The organism is Aquitalea sp. ASV11, from assembly GCF_016429185.1.
Lineage (GTDB): Bacteria > Pseudomonadota > Gammaproteobacteria > Burkholderiales > Chromobacteriaceae > Aquitalea > Aquitalea pelogenes.
This window is the reverse complement of the sequence record NZ_JAELUD010000018.1, coordinates 34,763-52,830: the sequence shown is the minus strand read 5'-3', so window position 1 is coordinate 52,830 and position 18,068 is coordinate 34,763. Positions and strand designations below refer to the sequence as shown.

General features: G+C 60.2%; 21 protein-coding genes. 17 read left to right on the top strand and 4 right to left on the bottom strand.

Annotated elements, in window-relative coordinates; all coding sequences use genetic code 11:
• Positions 1-6: 6 nt before the first annotated feature.
• Complete coding sequence (fliJ, locus tag JHD62_RS08385; RefSeq protein ID WP_045848351.1) at positions 7-456, top strand: flagellar export protein FliJ; 450 nt, start codon at positions 7-9, stop codon at positions 454-456.
• A gap of 24 nt (positions 457-480) precedes the next feature.
• Here fliJ and JHD62_RS08380 read toward each other — a convergent pair whose 3' ends face one another.
• From JHD62_RS08380 to JHD62_RS08370, 3 genes are read right to left on the bottom strand one after another with little or no spacing between them, the layout of a single operon-like run.
• Positions 481-1,521 carry an ABC transporter ATP-binding protein gene (locus JHD62_RS08380; RefSeq protein WP_199102507.1) on the bottom strand — a complete coding sequence of 347 codons (1,041 nt, stop codon included), beginning with the start codon at positions 1,519-1,521 and terminating at the stop codon, positions 481-483.
• Positions 1,518-3,122 carry an iron ABC transporter permease gene (locus JHD62_RS08375; protein WP_199102506.1) on the bottom strand — a complete coding sequence of 535 codons (1,605 nt, stop codon included), beginning with the start codon at positions 3,120-3,122 and terminating at the stop codon, positions 1,518-1,520. Before JHD62_RS08375 ends, JHD62_RS08380 begins: the two co-directional genes overlap by 4 nt.
• A 4-nt stretch (positions 3,123-3,126) precedes the next feature.
• Positions 3,127-4,137 carry an iron ABC transporter substrate-binding protein gene (locus JHD62_RS08370; protein WP_199102505.1) on the bottom strand — a complete coding sequence of 337 codons (1,011 nt, stop codon included), beginning with the start codon at positions 4,135-4,137 and terminating at the stop codon, positions 3,127-3,129.
• A 199-nt stretch (positions 4,138-4,336) separates the two neighbouring features.
• Here JHD62_RS08370 and JHD62_RS08365 point away from each other — a divergent pair, with 199 nt between their 5' ends.
• The 16 genes from JHD62_RS08365 (at position 4,337) to JHD62_RS08290 (ending at position 16,726) form a co-directional block, all read left to right on the top strand.
• Positions 4,337-5,296 (top strand): flagellar hook-length control protein FliK, encoded by a 960-nt coding sequence (locus JHD62_RS08365; protein WP_199102504.1) that lies wholly within the window; start codon positions 4,337-4,339, stop codon positions 5,294-5,296.
• A gap of 106 nt (positions 5,297-5,402) precedes the next feature.
• Positions 5,403-5,930: a flagellar basal body-associated FliL family protein gene (locus JHD62_RS08360; RefSeq protein ID WP_045848347.1), complete on the top strand. Its 528-nt coding sequence runs from the start codon at positions 5,403-5,405 to the stop codon at positions 5,928-5,930.
• Positions 5,931-5,934: 4 nt separating this feature from the next.
• Positions 5,935-6,939: a flagellar motor switch protein FliM gene (fliM, locus tag JHD62_RS08355; protein WP_199102503.1), complete on the top strand. Its 1,005-nt coding sequence runs from the start codon at positions 5,935-5,937 to the stop codon at positions 6,937-6,939.
• A complete protein-coding gene (gene fliN / locus JHD62_RS08350) occupies positions 6,936-7,379 on the top strand; it encodes a flagellar motor switch protein FliN (RefSeq protein WP_199102502.1) in 444 nt (147 codons plus the stop codon). The genes fliM and fliN overlap by 4 nt, the downstream gene beginning before the upstream one ends.
• Positions 7,379-7,837 (top strand): flagellar biosynthetic protein FliO, encoded by a 459-nt coding sequence (fliO, locus tag JHD62_RS08345; RefSeq protein ID WP_233160764.1) that lies wholly within the window; start codon positions 7,379-7,381, stop codon positions 7,835-7,837. Before fliN ends, fliO begins: the two co-directional genes overlap by 1 nt.
• Positions 7,837-8,580, top strand: a complete 744-nt coding sequence (gene fliP / locus JHD62_RS08340; RefSeq protein WP_045848344.1) for a flagellar type III secretion system pore protein FliP — start codon at positions 7,837-7,839, stop codon at positions 8,578-8,580. Before fliO ends, fliP begins: the two co-directional genes overlap by 1 nt.
• Before the next feature lie 2 nt (positions 8,581-8,582).
• The gene (locus tag JHD62_RS08335; RefSeq protein WP_199102501.1) at positions 8,583-9,083 is read left to right on the top strand and encodes a GNAT family N-acetyltransferase; all 501 of its coding nucleotides are present in this window, start codon (positions 8,583-8,585) and stop codon (positions 9,081-9,083) included.
• Positions 9,080-9,349, top strand: coding sequence for a flagellar biosynthesis protein FliQ (fliQ, locus tag JHD62_RS08330; protein WP_045848343.1), 270 nt, complete (start codon positions 9,080-9,082; stop codon positions 9,347-9,349). Before JHD62_RS08335 ends, fliQ begins: the two co-directional genes overlap by 4 nt.
• An 11-nt stretch (positions 9,350-9,360) precedes the next feature.
• Entirely contained in the window at positions 9,361-10,137 is a 777-nt protein-coding gene (gene fliR, locus JHD62_RS08325; RefSeq protein WP_062791417.1) for a flagellar biosynthetic protein FliR, read from the top strand.
• Positions 10,138-10,212: 75 nt separating this feature from the next.
• Positions 10,213-10,938 (top strand): YebC/PmpR family DNA-binding transcriptional regulator, encoded by a 726-nt coding sequence (locus JHD62_RS08320; RefSeq protein WP_124644319.1) that lies wholly within the window; start codon positions 10,213-10,215, stop codon positions 10,936-10,938.
• Between the two features lie 152 nt (positions 10,939-11,090).
• A complete protein-coding gene (pepP, locus tag JHD62_RS08315) occupies positions 11,091-12,386 on the top strand; it encodes a Xaa-Pro aminopeptidase (RefSeq protein WP_199102500.1) in 1,296 nt (431 codons plus the stop codon).
• 2 nt (positions 12,387-12,388) lie between these two features.
• Complete coding sequence (locus JHD62_RS08310) at positions 12,389-13,585, top strand: FAD-dependent oxidoreductase (protein ID WP_199102499.1); 1,197 nt, start codon at positions 12,389-12,391, stop codon at positions 13,583-13,585.
• A gap of 11 nt (positions 13,586-13,596) precedes the next feature.
• Positions 13,597-14,745, top strand: a complete 1,149-nt coding sequence (locus JHD62_RS08305) for a UbiH/UbiF family hydroxylase (RefSeq protein WP_199102498.1) — start codon at positions 13,597-13,599, stop codon at positions 14,743-14,745.
• Positions 14,746-14,760: 15 nt separating this feature from the next.
• Entirely contained in the window at positions 14,761-15,498 is a 738-nt protein-coding gene (locus JHD62_RS08300; protein WP_131354528.1) for a DsbC family protein, read from the top strand.
• 27 nt (positions 15,499-15,525) lie between these two features.
• The gene (locus JHD62_RS08295; RefSeq protein WP_199102497.1) at positions 15,526-16,305 is read left to right on the top strand and encodes an energy transducer TonB; all 780 of its coding nucleotides are present in this window, start codon (positions 15,526-15,528) and stop codon (positions 16,303-16,305) included.
• A gap of 160 nt (positions 16,306-16,465) precedes the next feature.
• The gene (locus tag JHD62_RS08290; RefSeq protein WP_045848335.1) at positions 16,466-16,726 is read left to right on the top strand and encodes an acyl-CoA-binding protein; all 261 of its coding nucleotides are present in this window, start codon (positions 16,466-16,468) and stop codon (positions 16,724-16,726) included.
• 111 nt (positions 16,727-16,837) lie between these two features.
• Here the strand turns inward: JHD62_RS08290 and ald are convergent, their stop codons facing one another.
• A complete protein-coding gene (ald, locus tag JHD62_RS08285) occupies positions 16,838-17,962 on the bottom strand; it encodes an alanine dehydrogenase (protein WP_199102496.1) in 1,125 nt (374 codons plus the stop codon).
• Between the last annotated feature and the right edge of the window lie 106 nt (positions 17,963-18,068).

Here is an 18,068-nt window from a genome sequence, read left to right as displayed (position 1 = left end):
TAGGCCATGGCACAGAGCAAATACACCTTCCTGATCAAGCTGGCCGAGGACAAGCAGGCTGCGGCAGCCGAGCGCATGCGCCAGGCGCAGGCCAAGGTGCTGGACGCGATGAACCGGCAGGAGCAGCTGGAAAATTTCCGCAATGAATACCGCGAGCGGCTGACCACCGGTGGGATGAAGGGCATGAGCATTGCCCAGTGGCAGGACTTTCAGAAATTCCTGGGCCGGCTGGATGAAGCCGTGCGCATCCAGCAGGGCGATACCGAATTTGCCAAGCAGCGCTTCATCATGGAGCGACAGGCCTGGCGCAACGAGCACAAAAAGCTCAAGGCCTACGAAAAACTGCTGGAACGGGAACTGGAGCGCGAGCAGCTGGTACAGGCGCGGCGCGAACAAAAAACGACGGATGAATTTGCCACCCGTCGTTTCTGGGACCAGACCCACGGCGACGATTGAGTCGTACCTTCAGGGTCTTTGCACTTAGGCCGGCAGCAAATGCGCCCGGCCCTGCACGGCAATCCCCACCATGCTGCCCGGAGAGGGCAGATTCCAGCTGCTGGTGCGCAATTGCAGCACGGTATTGTCGTGCGGCAATTGCAGGTCGATCAGGCTGTCATGGCCACCGAAATCACACTCCAGCACGCGTGCCTGTGCCTGGGATTGCTGACTGCCCGCCAGTTGCAGTTCCAGCTGTTCCGGCCGCAGCATGATGCGCCCCTGGCCGCTGAACTGGCTGTCATTCACTGCAATGCTGCCCAGCCCACACTCGGCCTTGCCCTGATGAATCTGCGCCGGCAGGATGACCGCCTCGCCCAGAAACAGTGCCGTGGCTTCATCGGCAGGCTGGCTGTACAGCTGTTGCGGGCTGCCGGACTGAATCAGCCGTCCCTGGCGCATTACCGCCAGCTGGTCGGCAAAGGACAAGGCCTCGGCCTGATCGTGGGTGACCAGAATGGCGGTGATGCCGGCATCACCCAGCAGTTGCGCCACCATCTTGCGCATGGCCGCGCGCAAGCCGGTGTCCAGCGCCGAGAACGGTTCGTCCAGCAGCATCAGCCGTGGTTGCTGGGCCAGTGCCCGTGCCAGCGCAATACGCTGTTGCTGGCCACCGGATAGCTGATGCGGCCAGCGTTGCAGCATGGTCTGGTCCAGCGCCACCATTTCCAGCAGCTCGGCAATGCGCCGATTGCGTGCTTCGCCTTTGAGTGTCAGGCCGAAACCGATATTGTCCGCCACCGTCAGGTGGGGAAACAGCGCGCCATCCTGGGCCACATAGCCGATACCGCGCAAATGGGCGGGCAGGGCCCGGCCATCGGCTGCCAGTGTTTGCCCGTCCAGGATGATGCTGCCCTGGTCCGGGTGTTCGAAACCGGCAATCATGCGCAGCAAGGTGGTCTTGCCCGAGCCGGACGGGCCGACAATGGCCACGCGACTGGCTGCCGTGCAGCTCAGCGATACATCCTGTACCGCCTGGGTGGCGCCGTAGTGTTTGCTCAGGTGTTGCAGGTGCAGGGAAGTCATCGTCCGGCACTCCGTTTGGAATGGTCATGCAAAAGCCAGGTGAGTGGCAGCGATAGCAGCACCATCAGCAAGGCATAAGGTGCGGCCATGATGTAGTCGATTTCACTGGTCATCGCCCAGAAACCCGTGGCCAGCGTGCGCGTGCCATTGGGTGCCAGCAACAAGGTGGCTGTCAGCTCGTTGCTGATGGCGAGGAACACCATGGCAAGGCCTGCCGCTGCGCCCGGAGCCGCCAGACGCAAGGTGACCCGGCGCAAGGCCTGTCCCGGTGTGCTGCCCAGACTGCCCGCTGCCTGTTCCAGCTCGGCCGGTGCCTGGGCAATGCCGGCCCGCAGGCTGACCAGCGCGCGGGGCAAAAACATCAGCAGATAAGCCAGCAGGATGGTGAAGATGGTCTGGTAGAGTGGCCGGGCGTAATGGATGGTGATGGTGACCAGTGCCAGCGCGGTGACGATGCCGGGGAGGGCGCTGGTGATGTAGTTGCAGCTTTCTTGCAGCCTTTGCAAGCGACTGACAGCGCGCACCGACAGCCAGGCCAGTGGCACTGCAGCCACCACGGTCAGCACTGCGCCCAGCAGGCCCAGCAGCACGGTCTGTTGCAGTGCAGGCCACAGGCTGTCGTTTTGCCAGGCCTCGATGCCACCCTTCCACAGCCAGTGACCCAGCGTGATCAGTGGCACCCCCAGGCTCAGTGCGGCGGATAGCAGGCACAGCAGTAGCGCAGGCAGTGTCCATGCACCCAGACGAACCGGGGTGATCTGTCGCGCCGAGCCCGAACCCAGCCTGGCGTAGCGTGCATTGCCGCGTGTTCCCGCCTCCAGCCACAGCAGGCCCAGACAGCACAGTGCCAGTACACCGGCCAGCATATTGGCTGCCGGGCCGTTAAAGCTGGACTGGAACTGATCGAAGATGGCGGTGGTGAAGGTGTCAAAGCGCAACATGGCGTACAGGCCATATTCGGCCAGCAGGTGCAGGCTGATCAGCAGGCCGCCGCCCCATATGGCCAGCTTGAGTTGCGGCAGGGTAACGCGCCGGAACACCGCCAGCGGTGTCAGGCCCAGCGAGGCCGCGCTGTCTTCCAGTGCCGGGTCCATGCGGCGCAAGGCGGCGGTAACCGGCAGGTAAATGAATGGCGTGTAGGCAATCACCGACAGCAGCACAGCCGCGCTGATGCCATTGAAGGCAGGTAGCAGGCTGATCCAGGCGTAGCTGTGCACAAAGGCGGGCACGGCCAGCGGGGTCACCGCCAGTGCGCGCCAGCAGCCACGTGCCGGCAGGGTGCTGCGCTCGGTCAGCCAGGCCAGGGTGACGCCCAGCAGCGTGCACAGCGGCACGGTCAGTACTACCAGCAAACTGGTATTGAGCAGAAGTTCAGCCACCCGTGGCCGGAACACCAGTTGTACGACGGTGCTCCAGCCGGTCTGGATGGAAATGGCCACAATGAACACCACCGGCAACAAGGCCAGCAGTGAAACCAGCAAGGAGCTGCCTTGCAGCCAGAGCGGCACTTGCCGCCCCGGCCGACGCAGTCCTGCCGTGCTGGTCTGGCTGTCATGGGCGGACAATCCGCCCTGTGCAGTACGGGAAGACGATGTCGTCATGTGTTTACAGCAAACCTGCCTGTGTCATCAGTTCTACCGTCTTGCGGCTGTTCAGGCGGGAAGCGTCGATCTTGGGTGCGTCCAGATCCTTCAGCGGAACCAGCTTGGGATTGGACTGCGCGCCCTGGCCGACTGCATATTCAAACGAATTTTCGGTGCGCAGGATGTTCTGGCCACCCTTGCCGGTCACCCACTTCAGGAAGGCCTGGGCCTCTTCCTTGTGCTTGCTGGACGCCAGGACCGCACCGCCGGAGATGCTGACAAACGCACCCGGGTCTTGCTGCTTGAAGTAGTGCAGGGCGGTGTTCTTGCTGTTTTCGCCGGTCTTGTTCTGATCGCCGAAGTAGTAATAGTGATAGATCACCCCGCCGTCGATCTGGCTGGCATTCACCGCTTTCATCACCACGCTGTTGCCCTTGTAGGGCTGAGCGTTGGTTTTCATGGCTTTCAGCCAGGCCAGCGTGGCCGCTTCACCCTTTTGTTCCAGCAAGGCACTCACAATCGCCTGGAAGTCGGCACCGGCCGGTGCTGCGCCCCAGCGGCCTTTCCATTCCGGTTTGGCCAGGTCCAGCATGGACTTGGGTAGCTCTTTCGGGGTCAGGCGGTTCTTGTTGTAGACAAAAACGGTGGAGCGGGCGGCAATGCCTACCCAGCGGCCATGAGCAGGGCGGAAGGCCGGGTCCACCTGCGCGGTGGTGGCCGGGGACAGCGGGGCCAGCAGCTTGGCATTATCCACCAGCACCATGGCCGGGGAGTTTTCGGTCAGGAATACATCCGCCGGCGAGGCCGCGCCTTCCTGTACGATCTGGTTGCCCATTTCGCTGTCACTGCCATTGCGCACGGTAACCTTGATGCCGGTTTCCTTGGTAAAGCCTTCCACCCAGGATTTGGTCAGGCTCTCATGCTGGGCGTTGTACACCACGATACCTTCGGGGCTGGGAGCGGCATGCGCGGTGGCGGCAAACAGACTGGACAGCAGCAGGGCGGTGGTGATGCGTGCAAATGGACGGGACATCGGGCTGATACTCCTTGCATTGTTCAACAGGCAAAGCAGTGCGGTAAGGGTGGACCGCAACTGGATGAAGGCCGGATTGTAATGCAAAGGATAATGATTCGCATTAATTATCTGGTTGGGCGTGTGCTCGGATCAACTGGTGAATTTCCCTGGCATGTAAATTGCTGCATAGCCTCCATCTCTTCAGGGGGTTTAGGCCATGACAATTACTGTAGTTCCGGCGAGCAATGCCAAGGCAATCATGCCCAGCAGCAATGCCGACACCGCCACGCAAGATGCAGGCGGGCTGTTTGCCAGCTTGCTCGGCGCGCAATTGGTCAGTCTCAATCCTGTACTTCCAGGCCAGGGAGATGGTAGTGCCGGCAACGGGAAATCCAGTCAGGACAAGGATTCCACCGCCAAGGACGATACGGCTGCCACCGATAATTCCGCCAATATGCTGCTGGCAGCAATGCCCATGTTGCAGGCAGGCTTGCCCACCACGCCAGTACAAGACAAGCCGCAGGTCAGCACTACGGCCACTGACATCAGCAACAGCATGGTGAAGGACATCGCACTGGAGGCGGCCCTGCCAACAGCGGCGGCAAGCAAGCACGCCAATGGCCTGCAAGCGCAAGAATTGCCGGGCAAGGATGCCGCAGCACTGCAATTCTTGCCGCCGTCTGCCGATCAGCTGGCCGCCAGTCAGGCCGCCAATCAGAATAATCAGCAGGTGCAGCAAGTCAGCCAGACCAAAACCCTGACCATTTCCCAGCCGATGACCGATCCGAACTGGTCCAAGGCGCTGGGCGATCAGGTAATGTCCATGGTCAGCATGAAAATGGACAAGGCCACCATCCAGGTCAATCCGCCGCAACTGGGGCCGGTGGAGGTGACGCTCAAGATGAATGGCAACGACCAGGCACAGGTGCTGTTTACTTCGGCAGTGCCGGCAACGCGTGAAATTCTGGAAAACAACATGCCCAAACTGGTTTCCATGATGGCTTCCAGTGGTATAGCTCTTGCCGATGCACAGGTTTCCAGCGGACAATCCGGGAATCGGCAACAGCAATTCAATCAAAACCAGAATGGCCGCCGCCAGAATGCCGCTGGCAACGATGAGGACGATACTCTGGCTGCCATCACGTCCGCACGCGGGATACTCAGTATCTTTGCTTGATATGGCTCACAAGGGGGCTCTGTTCAGTTCGTGCGGAAATCTGGAAAATAAAATAAGGAAATGGCTTAAGCTTTCCTTATAAACCTAACCGACGGACTGAATACCCATGGCAGAAGACAAAAAAGCGGACAAGGCGGACAAGGGCGAGAAAAAAGCAGGGGGTGGCAACAAGCTGATGCTGGTGGTGGTCATCCTGCTGGTATTGGTTCTCGCTGGCATGGGTGGTCTTGCCTATGTGATGTTCACCAACATGAACAAGCCGCACGACGCTGCCCAGACCGAGCAGACCAAGGAAAAACCGAAGAAAAAGAAGGAAGGTCCGCCGATCTTTGAAAAAATCGATACCTTCGTGGTGAACCTGTCCGGTGGCGATGGCAGCCTGCTGCAAGTGGACATGCAGGCTGAGCTTGGCGATGAAGAAGCCAAGAAGAAGTTTACCGATTACATGCCGAAGATCCGCAGTGCACTGATCCTGTTGCTGTCTTCCAAGACCGCAGCCGAATTGTCCAGCCCGGACGGCAAGGTCAAGCTGAAGGCCCAGGTCAAGCAGATCATCAACGAATCGATGGATTCCGGCGAAGAAGAGCTGGTTCAGAGCGTACTGTTCACTTCCTTCATCATTCAGAAGCAGTAAAGCGATGGGCGACGATATCCTGTCCCAGGAAGAGGTGGATGCCCTGCTCAGGGGCGTCACCGGCGAGGACGAAGATGATGATGGCGCGCAGGACTCACAGGGAGTCCGCGGCTATGATATTGGCCGGCAGGAGCGCATTGTGCGCGGCCGTATGCCAACGCTGGAAATCATCAACGAACGTTTCGCCCGTAACCTGCGTATAGGCTTGTTCAACTTTATCCGGCGCAATGCGGAAATATCCGTCGGGCCGGTGCGCGTACAGAAATACAGCGAATTCATTCGCAACCTGGTGGTGCCCACCAACCTGAACCTGGTGCATGTCAAACCGCTGCGTGGTACCGGCCTGCTGATTTTCGATCCGGATCTGGTGTTCCTGATCGTGGATAACCTGTTCGGCAGCGATGGCCGTTACCACGTGCGGGTGGAAGGTCGGGACTTTACCCCTACCGAGCAGCGCATCATCCGTCGCTTGCTGGAAGTGGTGTTTACCGAATGCCAGAAGGCATGGGAACCGGTACACCCCATCGAGTTCGTCTATCTGCGTTCGGAAATGAATACCCAGTTTGCCAACATTGCCACGCCAACCGAAGTGGTGGTGGCCATGACCTTCCATATCGAACTGGGTGCCGGTGGCGGCGACTTCCACATCTGTCTGCCTTATTCCATGGTGGAACCCATTCGCGACGTGCTGTCCAGCACCATGCAGGCGGACCGCACGGAAGTGGACAATCGCTGGGTCAGCCTGATGACCCATCAGGTACAGGCGGCCGAGGTGGAACTGGTGGCCACCCTGGCGGAAACCAAGGTCACGCTGGGGCAGATTCTCAATTTGAAAAACGGGGATGTAGTGATGCTGGAAGTGCCTGACACCGTGGTAGTGGATGTGTCCGGCATACCGGTTCTGGAGTGTCACTATGGTACCGTCCAGGGCCGTTACGCCCTGAAGGTAGACAAGGTATTGGCCGGGGCTGGCGAGTTCGCCGAGCCCGCAGGAGAAAGCAAGCAATGACTGAGCAGCTAGAAGAAGGTCAGAACCCGGGGGCGGGTGAGGAAGAGGTATCAATGGATGACTGGGCTGCCGCCATGGCAGAACAGGAAACCACCGATGCCGCGCAGGCTGAGAATGTGCAGCCGGCTACCAACCTGTTTCAGGAGCTGGGCAGCGGTGAAGCCGCGCTGAATGTCCCCAGCAACCTGGACATGATTCTGGATATTCCGGTCCAGCTGACGGTGGAGCTGGGCCGGACCAAAATTGCCATTCGCAACCTGTTGCAACTGGCGCAGGGTTCGGTGGTGGAACTGGACGGACTGGCTGGCGAGCCGATGGACGTGCTGGTCAATGGCTGCCTGATTGCCCAGGGCGAAGTGGTGGTGGTGAACGACAAGTTCGGTATCCGCCTGACCGACATCATTACCCCGGCGGAACGCATCCGTCGCCTGCAAAAGTAATGTGCACAACAATCAGACCTGTTGCGGCGATGCTGGCTGCCTGCTCGGCCATCGCCCAGGCCGGGACGCTTGCTTCCCAGCCGCTGGTGGCTGCCAGCAGTCCCACGCCGGTCAGCAGCCTTTTGCAGGTCATTCTTGGCCTCGCTGTGGTGCTGGCTGCCATTGTCGGCCTAGCCTGGCTGTTTCGCCGCATGTCCGGTGGCATGCTGGGCGGCAGCAACCGCTTGCGCGTGGTCAGCGGCGTGCTGGTGGGACAGCGTGAAAAGGTGGTGATTGTCGAGCTGGAAGGCGAATGGCTGGTATTGGGTGTCACCAGCCATAGTGTCAACCTGCTGACCAAGATGGACCGCCCGCCCGATGCCGGGACTGATGTCGTGCAGCCTGGCGAGCCCTTTGCCCGCTGGCTGAAGGCGGCCATGGAAAAGGGCCGTCAGAAATCCGAAGCCGTAAACAGATAATGAAATTCACATCTCGCGTGTTGCCCTGGCTGCTGCTGGGGCTGCCCATGCTGGCACAGGCTGCCGGCCTGCCCTTGATGACCAGTACCCCGGGCGCCGGTGGCGGTCAGAATTATTCCCTGTCCTTGCAAATGCTGTTGTTCATGACAGCGCTGGGTTTCATCCCGGCCATGCTGTTGATGACCACTGCATTCACCCGCATCGTCATTGTGCTGTCCCTGCTGCGCCAGGCCATGGGCGTAACCCAGTCGCCACCCAATCAGGTGATTCTGGGCTTGTCGCTGTTCCTCACCCTGTTTGTGATGGGGCCAACCTTCGATCAGGTGTACAACAAGGCCTGGGCGCCGTTCTCGGACGACAAGATCAGCTTCAACCAGGCGGTGGAAGAGGCCAGCAAGCCGATGAAGGCTTTCATGCTCAGCCAGACCCGTGAGAAGGATCTGGCCTTCTTCATCGAGATTTCCCGCTCGGAAAAACCAGCTACCAAGGCTGATGTTTCCATGAAAACGCTGATTCCGGCCTATGTCATCAGCGAACTGAAAACCGCGTTCCAGATCGGCTTCATGGTGTTCATCCCCTTCATGATCATCGACCTGGTGGTGGCCAGCATCCTGATGGCCATGGGGATGATGATGGTGTCACCGGTCACCATATCCTTGCCCTTCAAGCTGATGCTGTTTGTGCTGGTGGACGGCTGGACCCTGCTGATGGGTTCGCTGGTCCAAAGCTTTTATACGGGCTAGGCATGGAATTCCACCCCATTACGCCGGACATGCTGCCGCTGTGTCATGCCTTGTGTGCCGATTGCATAGCCGCCTTGCCGGATGATGCCTACCCGCTGGCCGCCCGCCTGGCCTGGGCCGGTATCTGGGATGATGAAACCGCTTCAGCCTGGGCTGCGCGCCTGTCCGCCAGCTGGAGCGTTGCCGTCAGCGCGGCTGGTGAGTTGCTGGGTTTTGCCTGGCTGACCCATGCCGGAGAGTTCGACATGTTGTATGTGACGCCTGCTGCGCAGCGACGGGGGCTGGCATTGCAGATGATCCGTCAGCTGGAAGAGACGGCGGCGCAGGCCGGGCTTGTGGCCCTGCATGCCTGGGCCAGTCATGCAGCCCGGCCGGTATTCGAACAGGCGGGATATGCGGTGTTGCGCGCCAATACCGTGATGCGGGATGGCGTAACACTGGAAAACTGGCTGATGGCCAAAGGCGGCTGGCAGGAGCCTGCCGACGCAAGGAGAGAATCATGAGTCCGGAACTGGTCATCAATCTGGTGCAGAACGCACTGTATATCCTGATCATCGTCTCGGCACCGGTGCTGCTGGTGTCGCTGGTAGTAGGCCTGTTGGTCAGCGTGTTGCAGGCTGCCACGCAAATCAACGAAATGACGCTCACCTTCATTCCCAAGCTGCTGGCCATGTTTCTGGTGCTGGTGCTGGCCGGGCCGTGGATGCTCAATACCCTGGTGGAATACACCACCCGGCTGTTCCAGAGCATTCCCAGCGTGATTGGCTGACGTCACACCCCATGTTCAGTATTTCTGATGCACAGATCAGTGCACTGGTTACGATGTTTGCCTGGCCCTTTGCCCGCATCATCGGCCTGTTCCTGGTGGAACCCTTGTATGCCTATCGCGGTGTACCGCGCCGCTTCAAGGCCGGTTTCGCGCTGATGCTCACCGTGCTGGTGGTGCCATTGCTGCCACCGGTGCCAGCCGTGCCGGTATTTTCCGCAGCAGGCATCGCCATTTTGTTCCAGCAATTGCTTATTGGCCTTGCCATGGGCTTTGTCATGCGGCTGACCATGACAGCGGTGGAAATGGCCGGTTTCATCATGGGTGCGCAGACCGGTCTGGGCTTTGCCATGTTTTTCGACCCCATGCACGCAGCGCAGGTGCCGGTCGTGTCCCAGTTGCTGTCCATGTTTGTATTCCTGCTGTTCCTCACCTTTGACGGTCATCAAGTCGTCATTTCCACCCTGGTGGAAAGCTTCCAGGTGCTGCCCATCGGCATGAGCATGCCAGCCCAGGGGCTGAAGGCGCTGGTGTTATGGGGCAGCCACATCATTTCCTGGGGCATCTGGCTGTCCATGCCGGTGATTGCCGCCTTGCTGGTGACCAACCTGGCCATCGGCGTGATGACCCGTGCAGCACCACAGTTCAATATTTTTACCTTTGGCTTTCCGCTGACCTTGATGATCGGTTTCATCACCATTTATCTGACGTTGCCGTTGATGGTGCCGGCCATCGAACAGATATACGGTCAGGCCTTCACCTTCATGTTGGCCATGCTGAAGGCGAAATAGCTTTCTGCTAGAATAGCGGCCAAATTTTCGGCATTAAACCGGCCCGGTGACGGGCCAAACCAGATTGAGGCAATTATGGCAGGTCATAGCAAATGGGCGAACATCCAGCACCGCAAGGGTCGTCAGGATGCCAAGCGTGGCAAGATCTTCACCCGTCTGATCAAGGAAATCACCGTTGCTGCCAAGATGGGCGGCGGCGATGTCAACATGAACCCGCGTCTGCGTCTGGCAGTGGACAAGGCCAAGGCCGAATCCATGCCCAAGGACAATATCGATAACGCCATCAAGCGCGGTACCGGTCAGCTTGAAGGCGTGGATTATGTCGAGTGCCGTTACGAAGGTTATGGCATTGGTGGCGCTGCCGTGATGGTGGACTGCCTGACCGACAACAAGACCCGTACCGTGGCCGATGTGCGTCATGCCTTCTCCAAGTATGGCGGCAATATGGGTACCGACGGCTGCGTGGCTTTCCAGTTCAGCCATTGCGGTTTCCTGGTGTTTGCTCCGGGCGTGGACGAAGACGCGCTGATGGAAGCCGCACTGGAATGCGGTGCCGAAGACGTGATCACCAATGATGACGGCTCCATCGAAGTCATCACCGGCCCCTATGAATTCAGCGATGTGAAGCAGGCGCTGGAAGACAAGGGCTTCAAGGCGGAAATGGGCGAAGTCACCATGAAGCCGCAGAACGAAACCGAACTGGCCGGCGAAGACGCCATGCGCATGCAAAAGCTGCTGGATGCGCTGGAAGACCTGGACGACGTGCAGGACGTGTACACCTCGGCTACCCTGCTGGATTGATGGTCTGATGCCATACGGCAAGGCTTGCCCACGGGCAAGCCTTTTTCATGCCCGCCATTTACTGATTGTCAGCATCGGCAGCGCTGTCGCAGCAGTGTAAACTGCAGCCATGCCGGGATGTTGGCCGGTTCAAGTCATGCGAAAGAGTCATCATGTACCAGAGTCATGCCGAACGCCGTACGCGTCTGATGCAGCAGATGGGGGAGGGCATTGCCATCCTGCCTACCGCGCCCGAAGTGGTGCGCAATGCCGACAGCCACTACCCCTACCGGGCGGACAGCCACTTTCTCTATCTGACCGGCTTTGCCGAGCCGGAAGCCGTACTGGTGCTGGATGCCGGTGCCGGCAAATCCATCCTGTTCTGCCGGGAAAAGAACCTGGAACGCGAGGTCTGGGAAGGTTTCCGCTTTGGTCCGGACTGCGCGCGTGAAGCTTTCGGCTTTGATGAAGCCTATCCCCTCAGTGAGCTGGATATCCGCATGCCCGACCTGCTGAGTGGCCAGAAATCGCTGTGGTGGAATGTAGGCCGTCAGCCCGCTTTCGATGTGCGGGTGAATGGCTGGCTGGACGCCGTGCGCCAGCGTTACCGCAGTGGTGAGCAGCCGCCCGCGCTGTACCACGACCTGCTGGTATTGCTGGATGAAATGCGCATGATCAAGGACGCTGGCGAGCGCGCCACCTTGCGCCGCGCCGGACAGATTTCCGCCCAAGGCCATATCCAGGCCATGCGTGCCACCCGGCCGGGCATGATGGAATACCAGGTGGAAGCGGAAATCCTGCACACCTTCATTCGCAATGGTGCCCGCTATCCCTCCTACGAAAGCATCGTGGCTGGCGGAGCCAATGCCTGCACCCTGCATTACGCAGCCAATAATGCCCGCCTGAATGATGGCGATCTGCTGCTGATTGATGCGGGTTGCGAACTGAACGGCTATGCCGGCGATATCACGCGCACCTTCCCGGTGAATGGCAAGTTCAGCCCGGCCCAGCGCGATGTCTACGAAATCGTGCTGGCTGCGGAACTGGCCGGCATTGCAGCGGTCAAGCCTGGGGCAGTCTGGAACGAGCCGGGCGATGCTGCGCTCAGGATACTGGTGCAAGGCATGCTGGACCTGAAGCTGCTTGACGGCAGCGTGGACGGGGTGATCGAATCCGGTGCCTTCCGCCAGTTCTACATGCATGGCATCGGTCACATGATCGGCCTTGATGTCCATGACGTCGGCCAGCGCAAGCAAGGTGGACAGTGGCGTACCTACCAGCCCGGCATGTGCACCACCATCGAACCCGGCCTGTATATCCGCCCGGCTCCGAATGTTCCGGCTGCGCTGCACAATATCGGCATCCGTATCGAAGACGATGTGCTGGTGACTGAAACCGGGCACGAGGTGTATACCGCCGACGTGCCCAAAGAAATCGATGCAATTGAAATCCTGATGCAGGGTGTCTGAACATGAAGAACACAGACAGACAACACAGCCGCGACTGCGGCCACGATGGTGGCGAACACGCCGACATCATTATTGTTGGCGGCGGGCCGGTAGGTGCGCTGGCCGCACTGCGCTTTGCCGCCGCCGGACGGCGGGTACTGCTGGTGGAAGCCCGCGCCAAGGATGCGCCGCTGACCGATGCGCGCGCGCTGGCACTTTCCTGGCATAGCCGGGAAGCGCTGGCCGCTTCCGGCGCATGGCCGGAGGACTTGTCCGCCAGCCAGATCGACAGCGTGCATGTGTCGCAGCAGGGGACGTTTGGCCGTACCCGGCTGGATGCGGCTGATCTCAAGCTGCCACATCTGGGCGTGGTGGTGGATTATACGGCGCTCACCCTCGCCATCAATGCCCGGCTGGAGCAGGCTGGCGTGCAGGTGTGGTGGGAAACCCGGGTGGAGTCGGTCAACAGCATGGCCTGCTATGCCACAGTGAAAACCAGCGGCGTGCATGGCGATATCAGCCTCACTGCCCGTCTGGTGGTGCTGGCTGAAGGCGGTGCGCTGGCGGACAGCCTGCCTGGTATCAAGCGTCTGGTGCATGACTACCAGCAATGCGCGGTTCTGGCCGAAGTCAGCACCGAACTGCCGCCGGCCGGTGTGGCGTATGAACGCTTCTCGAAGCAGGGGCCGTTTGCCCTGCTGCCACACGGTGATAATTACATGCTGGTGTGGACGCGTAGCCACGACGATGCCAAGGCCTTGCAACAAGCGCCGGATGAACAGGTGATGGCCGAGTTGCAGCAAGCCTTTGGCGAACGCCAGGGCAAGGTGCTGTCCGTCGGCCCGCGTGCCAGCTTTGCGCTGGCACTGCGCCAGGTCAACCGCGTCAGCAGTGGTCGGGTGGTGCTGATTGGCAATGCGGCCCAGACCATGCATCCGGTGGCGGCGCAGGGCCTGAACCTGGGCCTGCGTGATGCCATCGGCCTGACCGATGCCCTGAACGAGGTCAGCGATCCGGGCGATGCAGCTGCCTTGGCGGTATATGCCGCCAGCCGTAAACTGGACAGCCATGCCGTGGTGGGTTTCACCCATGGCCTGATCAAGCTGTTTGATGGTGACTCGGCCCTTGTCAGCACCTTGCGCGGCGTGGGCATGAGCACGCTGGACAGTGTGCCGCCCCTGCGCCGTGCATTTGCCCGCCATCTGGTATTCGGGCTTTAGGAAAACAATACATGACACAGTACGACGTCATCATCGTTGGTGGTGGCCTGGTAGGTGCCAGCCTGGCACTGGCGCTGGCTGATAGCGGGCGCAAGATTGCCTTGCTGGAAGGCTCAGACGCACGTTTTGAAGATCTGGAGCAAGGCTGGGATGCCCGCATTTACGCTGTCAGCCCGCTTAACCGCCGTTTTCTGGAACAACTGCAAGCCTGGCCCGACATGTCCCGTGTCGGCACCATCGCCAGCATGGATGTCTCTGGCGATGCAGGTGGCCGCATCCAGTTTGCCGCCAGCGATGCCGGTGCCAGCGCCCTGGCCTGGATTGTGGAAAACCGCTGGTTGCTGGCCAGCCTGTGGCAGCGGCTGGCTGCCAGCCCGGTCAGCTGTCTGACTGGTGTGCGACCCGCCTCACTCTCCACTACCGCCAGCACGGCCAGCCTGACGCTGGACGATGGCCGGGTGCTGCAAGCCAGCCTGGTGGTAGGGGCCGACGGGGCCAACTCCTGGGTGCGCAGCCAGACTGATCTGGCCGCCAGCATCAAGCCTTATGGCCAAAGCGGTGTGGTGGCCAATTTCAGCTGCGAAAAGCCGCATGGCAACATTGCCCGCCAGTGGTTCACCGGCGACAGCATCCTGGCCTGGCTGCCCATGGCAGGGAATCGCATTTCCATGGTGTGGTCTACTGCCAAGCCAGATGAACTGATGGCTTTGTCCCCCGAGCAACTGTGTGCCCGCGTGGCGGCAGCCGGCAATCACCAACTGGGGCATCTGGGCCTGCTTGGCCCGGCGGCAGCGTTCCCGTTGCGCTTGATTCAGCCCGCGGCTGTGGTCAGCCAGCGCTTGGCGCTGGTAGGCGACGCCGCCCATACCGTGCACCCGCTGGCCGGGCAGGGCGTCAACCTGGGCTTTCAGGATGCGGCGCAACTGGCCGCCTTGCTGCAATCACCGGGTGATGCTGGCGACTGGATGCTGTTGCGTCGTTACGAGCGCGAGCGGCGCGAAGCGGTAAAAACCATGCAGTTCACCTGTGACGGCCTGTACCGGCTGTTCCATACCCAACATGTGCCCGGCCTGTCCTGGCTGCGCAATACCGGCCTGAGCCTGACTAACCGGCTGACCCCGCTCAAGCGTCAGTTCGCCCGTCATGCCATTGGCTTCTGAACCCGAGGATATTGAATGAACACCACTGTAAAAGCGCTGGCGCTGGCTGGCACCCTGTTGCTCACCATGACGGCCTGCAATGCCAATGCCACCTCCACTGGCACCGAGCAGGTACAGAAAGCCTTCACCACCCGCTTCCCCAATCGTCAGGTGCTCAGCGTCAGCGAAACCCCGGTAAAAGGCATTTTTGAAGTGGTGGTGAAGGGCAAGCAGATTGTCTACACCGATGCTTCGGCCAAATACCTGTTCGTTGGCGACCTGATTGATGCCGATGCCAAGGCCAGCCTGACTGAAAAGAAAATGGCCGAGCTCAATCACGTGGATTTCAACAAACTGCCACTGCAGTACGCCATCAAGGAAGTCCGTGGCAACGGCGCACGCAAGCTGGCGGTGTTTACCGACCCGGACTGCCCGTATTGCAAGCAACTGGAACGTGAAAGCCTGCCGGGCATCAACAATGTCACCATTTACACCTTCCTGTACCCGCTGGCCCAGCTGCATCCTGATGCACCGCGCAAGGCCCGTCAGATCTGGTGTTCCAAGGACAGGCTGAAAACCTGGACTGCCTTCATGCGCGATGGCCAGGAGCTTACCGGCAGCGACAAGTGCGATACCAGTGCGCTGGACAAGGTGGAAGCGCTGGGTGACGAGCTGGGCATCACCGGCACGCCGGGCTTGCTGTTTGCCAATGGCCGTCTGGTGCCGGGAGCCATTGCCAAGGAAGACATCGAAAAGCTGCTGGATGCCAAGTAAACGTCCTGCCAGCATTCCTTTTGCATCATGAAGCTGCCTTTCGGGCTGCGCTGGCTGCCGGGGTCTTGGCACTGGTCTGCGCTTGGTGATGCAGACAGGCTGATGCTGGCGCTCAGCCTGTCCTTGCTGTTGCACGGCCCCTTGCTGTTGCGGTTGCTGCCGGATGGCAGCCCGCAAGGCAAGCCACAGCCCTTGCATGTGCGTTTGCAAGGTCAGCCCACGCCGCTAGCCCGGCCAGCAAAGCCCGCACCACCCGTCTTGCCGGTGGTTAAAAAACCGCCAGTCAGCCCGGAAATCATGACCGGGCACAGCCAGTACCGCCTGCCCAAACAAGCCAGTGCTCCCCAGGCCTTGACGGCTGAAACACTGGCACAGCAAGCACCTGCCAGCGCACCGCAGGCCAGTCAGCCGGCTGTTGCGGCCGATCAGCCACTGCCAGTACAGACTGCCACAGCGGCAACGACCGATACGGGTGCGGATGCCCAGCAATGGGGTGTGGATGTCTACTATGCCGCCCGGCAGGTGGATGCGGTGGCGCTGGAACAAATGCCCATTGTGTTGCTGGCCCCTTACGGGCTGGGCATGGACGATGTGGATGTCACCTTGCGGGTGTATATCAACGAGCAGGGTACGGTGGATGCCGTGCAACTGGTGTCTGCGCAGCCTGCAGGGGTGGAACAACCATTGATTGAAGTGTTCCGTCAGGCCAGGTTCTATCCGGCGGTGCGCGACGGCCGTGCGGTGAAAAGTTTCAAGCTGGTGCGCATTGGCCCGCAGGGTGACAGCGATGCTTCGGCTGCCCAGTGAGGGCGCATCAGTTCGTGGCAAGCGGTGGCAAGCACGCTTGCCGGTTTCATGCTAAATTCAGCCATCCCGGCCTAGCCGGGCAGGTCCGGTCCCAGTGGCAAGGACCGCTTACAGTACAGCGGAACATACCGCTTTTTTATCCGACCACGAAGGAAGAAACATGTCTGATCTGAATACACTGTTCACCCAGGCCCAGGCTGACGTTACCTCGCTGTCCGAACGTCCGGACAACCAGACCCTGCTGCAACTGTATGCGCTGTACAAGCAAGCCAGTGAAGGGGATGTATCCGGTGAGCGTCCTGGCATGATGGATTTCATCAACCGCGCCAAATACGATGCCTGGGACAAGCTCAAGGGCATGGCCAGCGATGAAGCCAAACAAGGCTATATCGATGTGGTGCAAAAGCTGCTGGCTGAGTAATCCGCCGGGAGTTACAGGGATACCCCTGCTACCGGGCCATTACCCGGCAGATGGACGAAAAAAAACCGCTGACCCATTACATGGGCAGCGGTTTTTTACTGCTGTTTCCGCTCAGGAGGCTGCCTTGATGGCCTCTACCGGGTCGACATAGGGGTAGCCAAGATCATCCGCCACAGCCTTGTAGGTGATCTTGCCGTGACAGACGTTCAGGCCGTTACGCAGGTGGGCATTATCCAGCAGGGCCTGACGCCAGCCCTTGTCTGCCAGCTCCAGAGTGAAGGGCAGGGTGGCATTGTTCAGGGCCTGGGTGGAAGTGCGTGCCACGCCGCCGGGCATGTTGGCAACGCAGTAATGCACGATGCCGTCCACCACGTAGATGGGGTCCTGATGTGTCGTTGCACGGCTGGTTTCAAAACAGCCGCCCTGGTCGATGGCCACATCCACCAGCACCGCACCGGGCTTCATATTGCCCAGCATGGCACGCGTTACCAGCTTGGGCGCGGCAGCGCCCGGAATCAGCACCGCGCCCACTACCATGTCCGCCTCGCGGATGGATTCGTCGATATTGGCGGTATTGGATACCAGAGTCTTGATGCGGCCGCCAAACACCATGTCGATTTCTTTCAGTCGCGGCAGGGACTTGTCCAGAATGGTGACATCAGCACCCAGCCCGGCGGCCATGCGGGCCGCATTCAGGCCGACCACGCCACCACCAATCACCACCACGCGTGCCGGGGCTACGCCGGGCACCCCACCGAGTAATACGCCACGGCCTCCCTGGGCTTTCTCCAGCGCATGGGCACCCGCCTGAATGGCCATGCGGCCAGCTACTTCCGACATGGGGGCGAGTAGCGGCAGGCCGCCACGTTCATCAGTGACGGTTTCATAGGCAATGGCCACCGCACCGGATTCGGTCAGCAGCTTGGTCTGCTCCGGGTCCGGTGCCAGGTGCAGGTAGGTGAACAGGATTTGTCCCGGACGCAGCAGACGGCATTCCACCGGCTGAGGCTCTTTCACCTTGACCACCATTTCCGCGCGGGCAAAGACATCTTCGGCAGAAGATGCAATGGAGGCTCCGGACTGTATGTATTGTTCGTCAGTAAAACCGATGGCAAGGCCCGCCTGGGTCTGCACCAATACCTTGTGGCCATGGGCAACCAGTTCGCGCACGCCAGCAGGGGTGAGACCCACGCGGTACTCGTGGTTTTTGATTTCCTTGGGTACACCGATCAACATTACCGTCTCCTTCTGTTATTGGATGGAAGCAACAGCAAACGTCACGGGCAGGGGGGGAGCAGCCGGGCAAGACTGCCTGCACGACAAGCCGGATTGATGGCGTCCA

Coding starts and splice junctions, on each gene's coding strand:
- fliJ (WP_045848351.1), top strand. CDS start 7: ATGGCACAGAGCAAATACACCTTCCTGATCAAGCTGGCCGAGGACAAG.
- JHD62_RS08380 (WP_199102507.1), bottom strand. CDS start 1,521: ATGACTTCCCTGCACCTGCAACACCTGAGCAAACACTACGGCGCCACC.
- JHD62_RS08375 (WP_199102506.1), bottom strand. CDS start 3,122: ATGACGACATCGTCTTCCCGTACTGCACAGGGCGGATTGTCCGCCCAT.
- JHD62_RS08370 (WP_199102505.1), bottom strand. CDS start 4,137: ATGTCCCGTCCATTTGCACGCATCACCACCGCCCTGCTGCTGTCCAGT.
- JHD62_RS08365 (WP_199102504.1), top strand. CDS start 4,337: ATGACAATTACTGTAGTTCCGGCGAGCAATGCCAAGGCAATCATGCCC.
- JHD62_RS08360 (WP_045848347.1), top strand. CDS start 5,403: ATGGCAGAAGACAAAAAAGCGGACAAGGCGGACAAGGGCGAGAAAAAA.
- fliM (WP_199102503.1), top strand. CDS start 5,935: ATGGGCGACGATATCCTGTCCCAGGAAGAGGTGGATGCCCTGCTCAGG.
- fliN (WP_199102502.1), top strand. CDS start 6,936: ATGACTGAGCAGCTAGAAGAAGGTCAGAACCCGGGGGCGGGTGAGGAA.
- fliO (WP_233160764.1), top strand. CDS start 7,379: ATGTGCACAACAATCAGACCTGTTGCGGCGATGCTGGCTGCCTGCTCG.
- fliP (WP_045848344.1), top strand. CDS start 7,837: ATGAAATTCACATCTCGCGTGTTGCCCTGGCTGCTGCTGGGGCTGCCC.
- JHD62_RS08335 (WP_199102501.1), top strand. CDS start 8,583: ATGGAATTCCACCCCATTACGCCGGACATGCTGCCGCTGTGTCATGCC.
- fliQ (WP_045848343.1), top strand. CDS start 9,080: ATGAGTCCGGAACTGGTCATCAATCTGGTGCAGAACGCACTGTATATC.
- fliR (WP_062791417.1), top strand. CDS start 9,361: ATGTTCAGTATTTCTGATGCACAGATCAGTGCACTGGTTACGATGTTT.
- JHD62_RS08320 (WP_124644319.1), top strand. CDS start 10,213: ATGGCAGGTCATAGCAAATGGGCGAACATCCAGCACCGCAAGGGTCGT.
- pepP (WP_199102500.1), top strand. CDS start 11,091: ATGTACCAGAGTCATGCCGAACGCCGTACGCGTCTGATGCAGCAGATG.
- JHD62_RS08310 (WP_199102499.1), top strand. CDS start 12,389: ATGAAGAACACAGACAGACAACACAGCCGCGACTGCGGCCACGATGGT.
- JHD62_RS08305 (WP_199102498.1), top strand. CDS start 13,597: ATGACACAGTACGACGTCATCATCGTTGGTGGTGGCCTGGTAGGTGCC.
- JHD62_RS08300 (WP_131354528.1), top strand. CDS start 14,761: ATGAACACCACTGTAAAAGCGCTGGCGCTGGCTGGCACCCTGTTGCTC.
- JHD62_RS08295 (WP_199102497.1), top strand. CDS start 15,526: ATGAAGCTGCCTTTCGGGCTGCGCTGGCTGCCGGGGTCTTGGCACTGG.
- JHD62_RS08290 (WP_045848335.1), top strand. CDS start 16,466: ATGTCTGATCTGAATACACTGTTCACCCAGGCCCAGGCTGACGTTACC.
- ald (WP_199102496.1), bottom strand. CDS start 17,962: ATGTTGATCGGTGTACCCAAGGAAATCAAAAACCACGAGTACCGCGTG.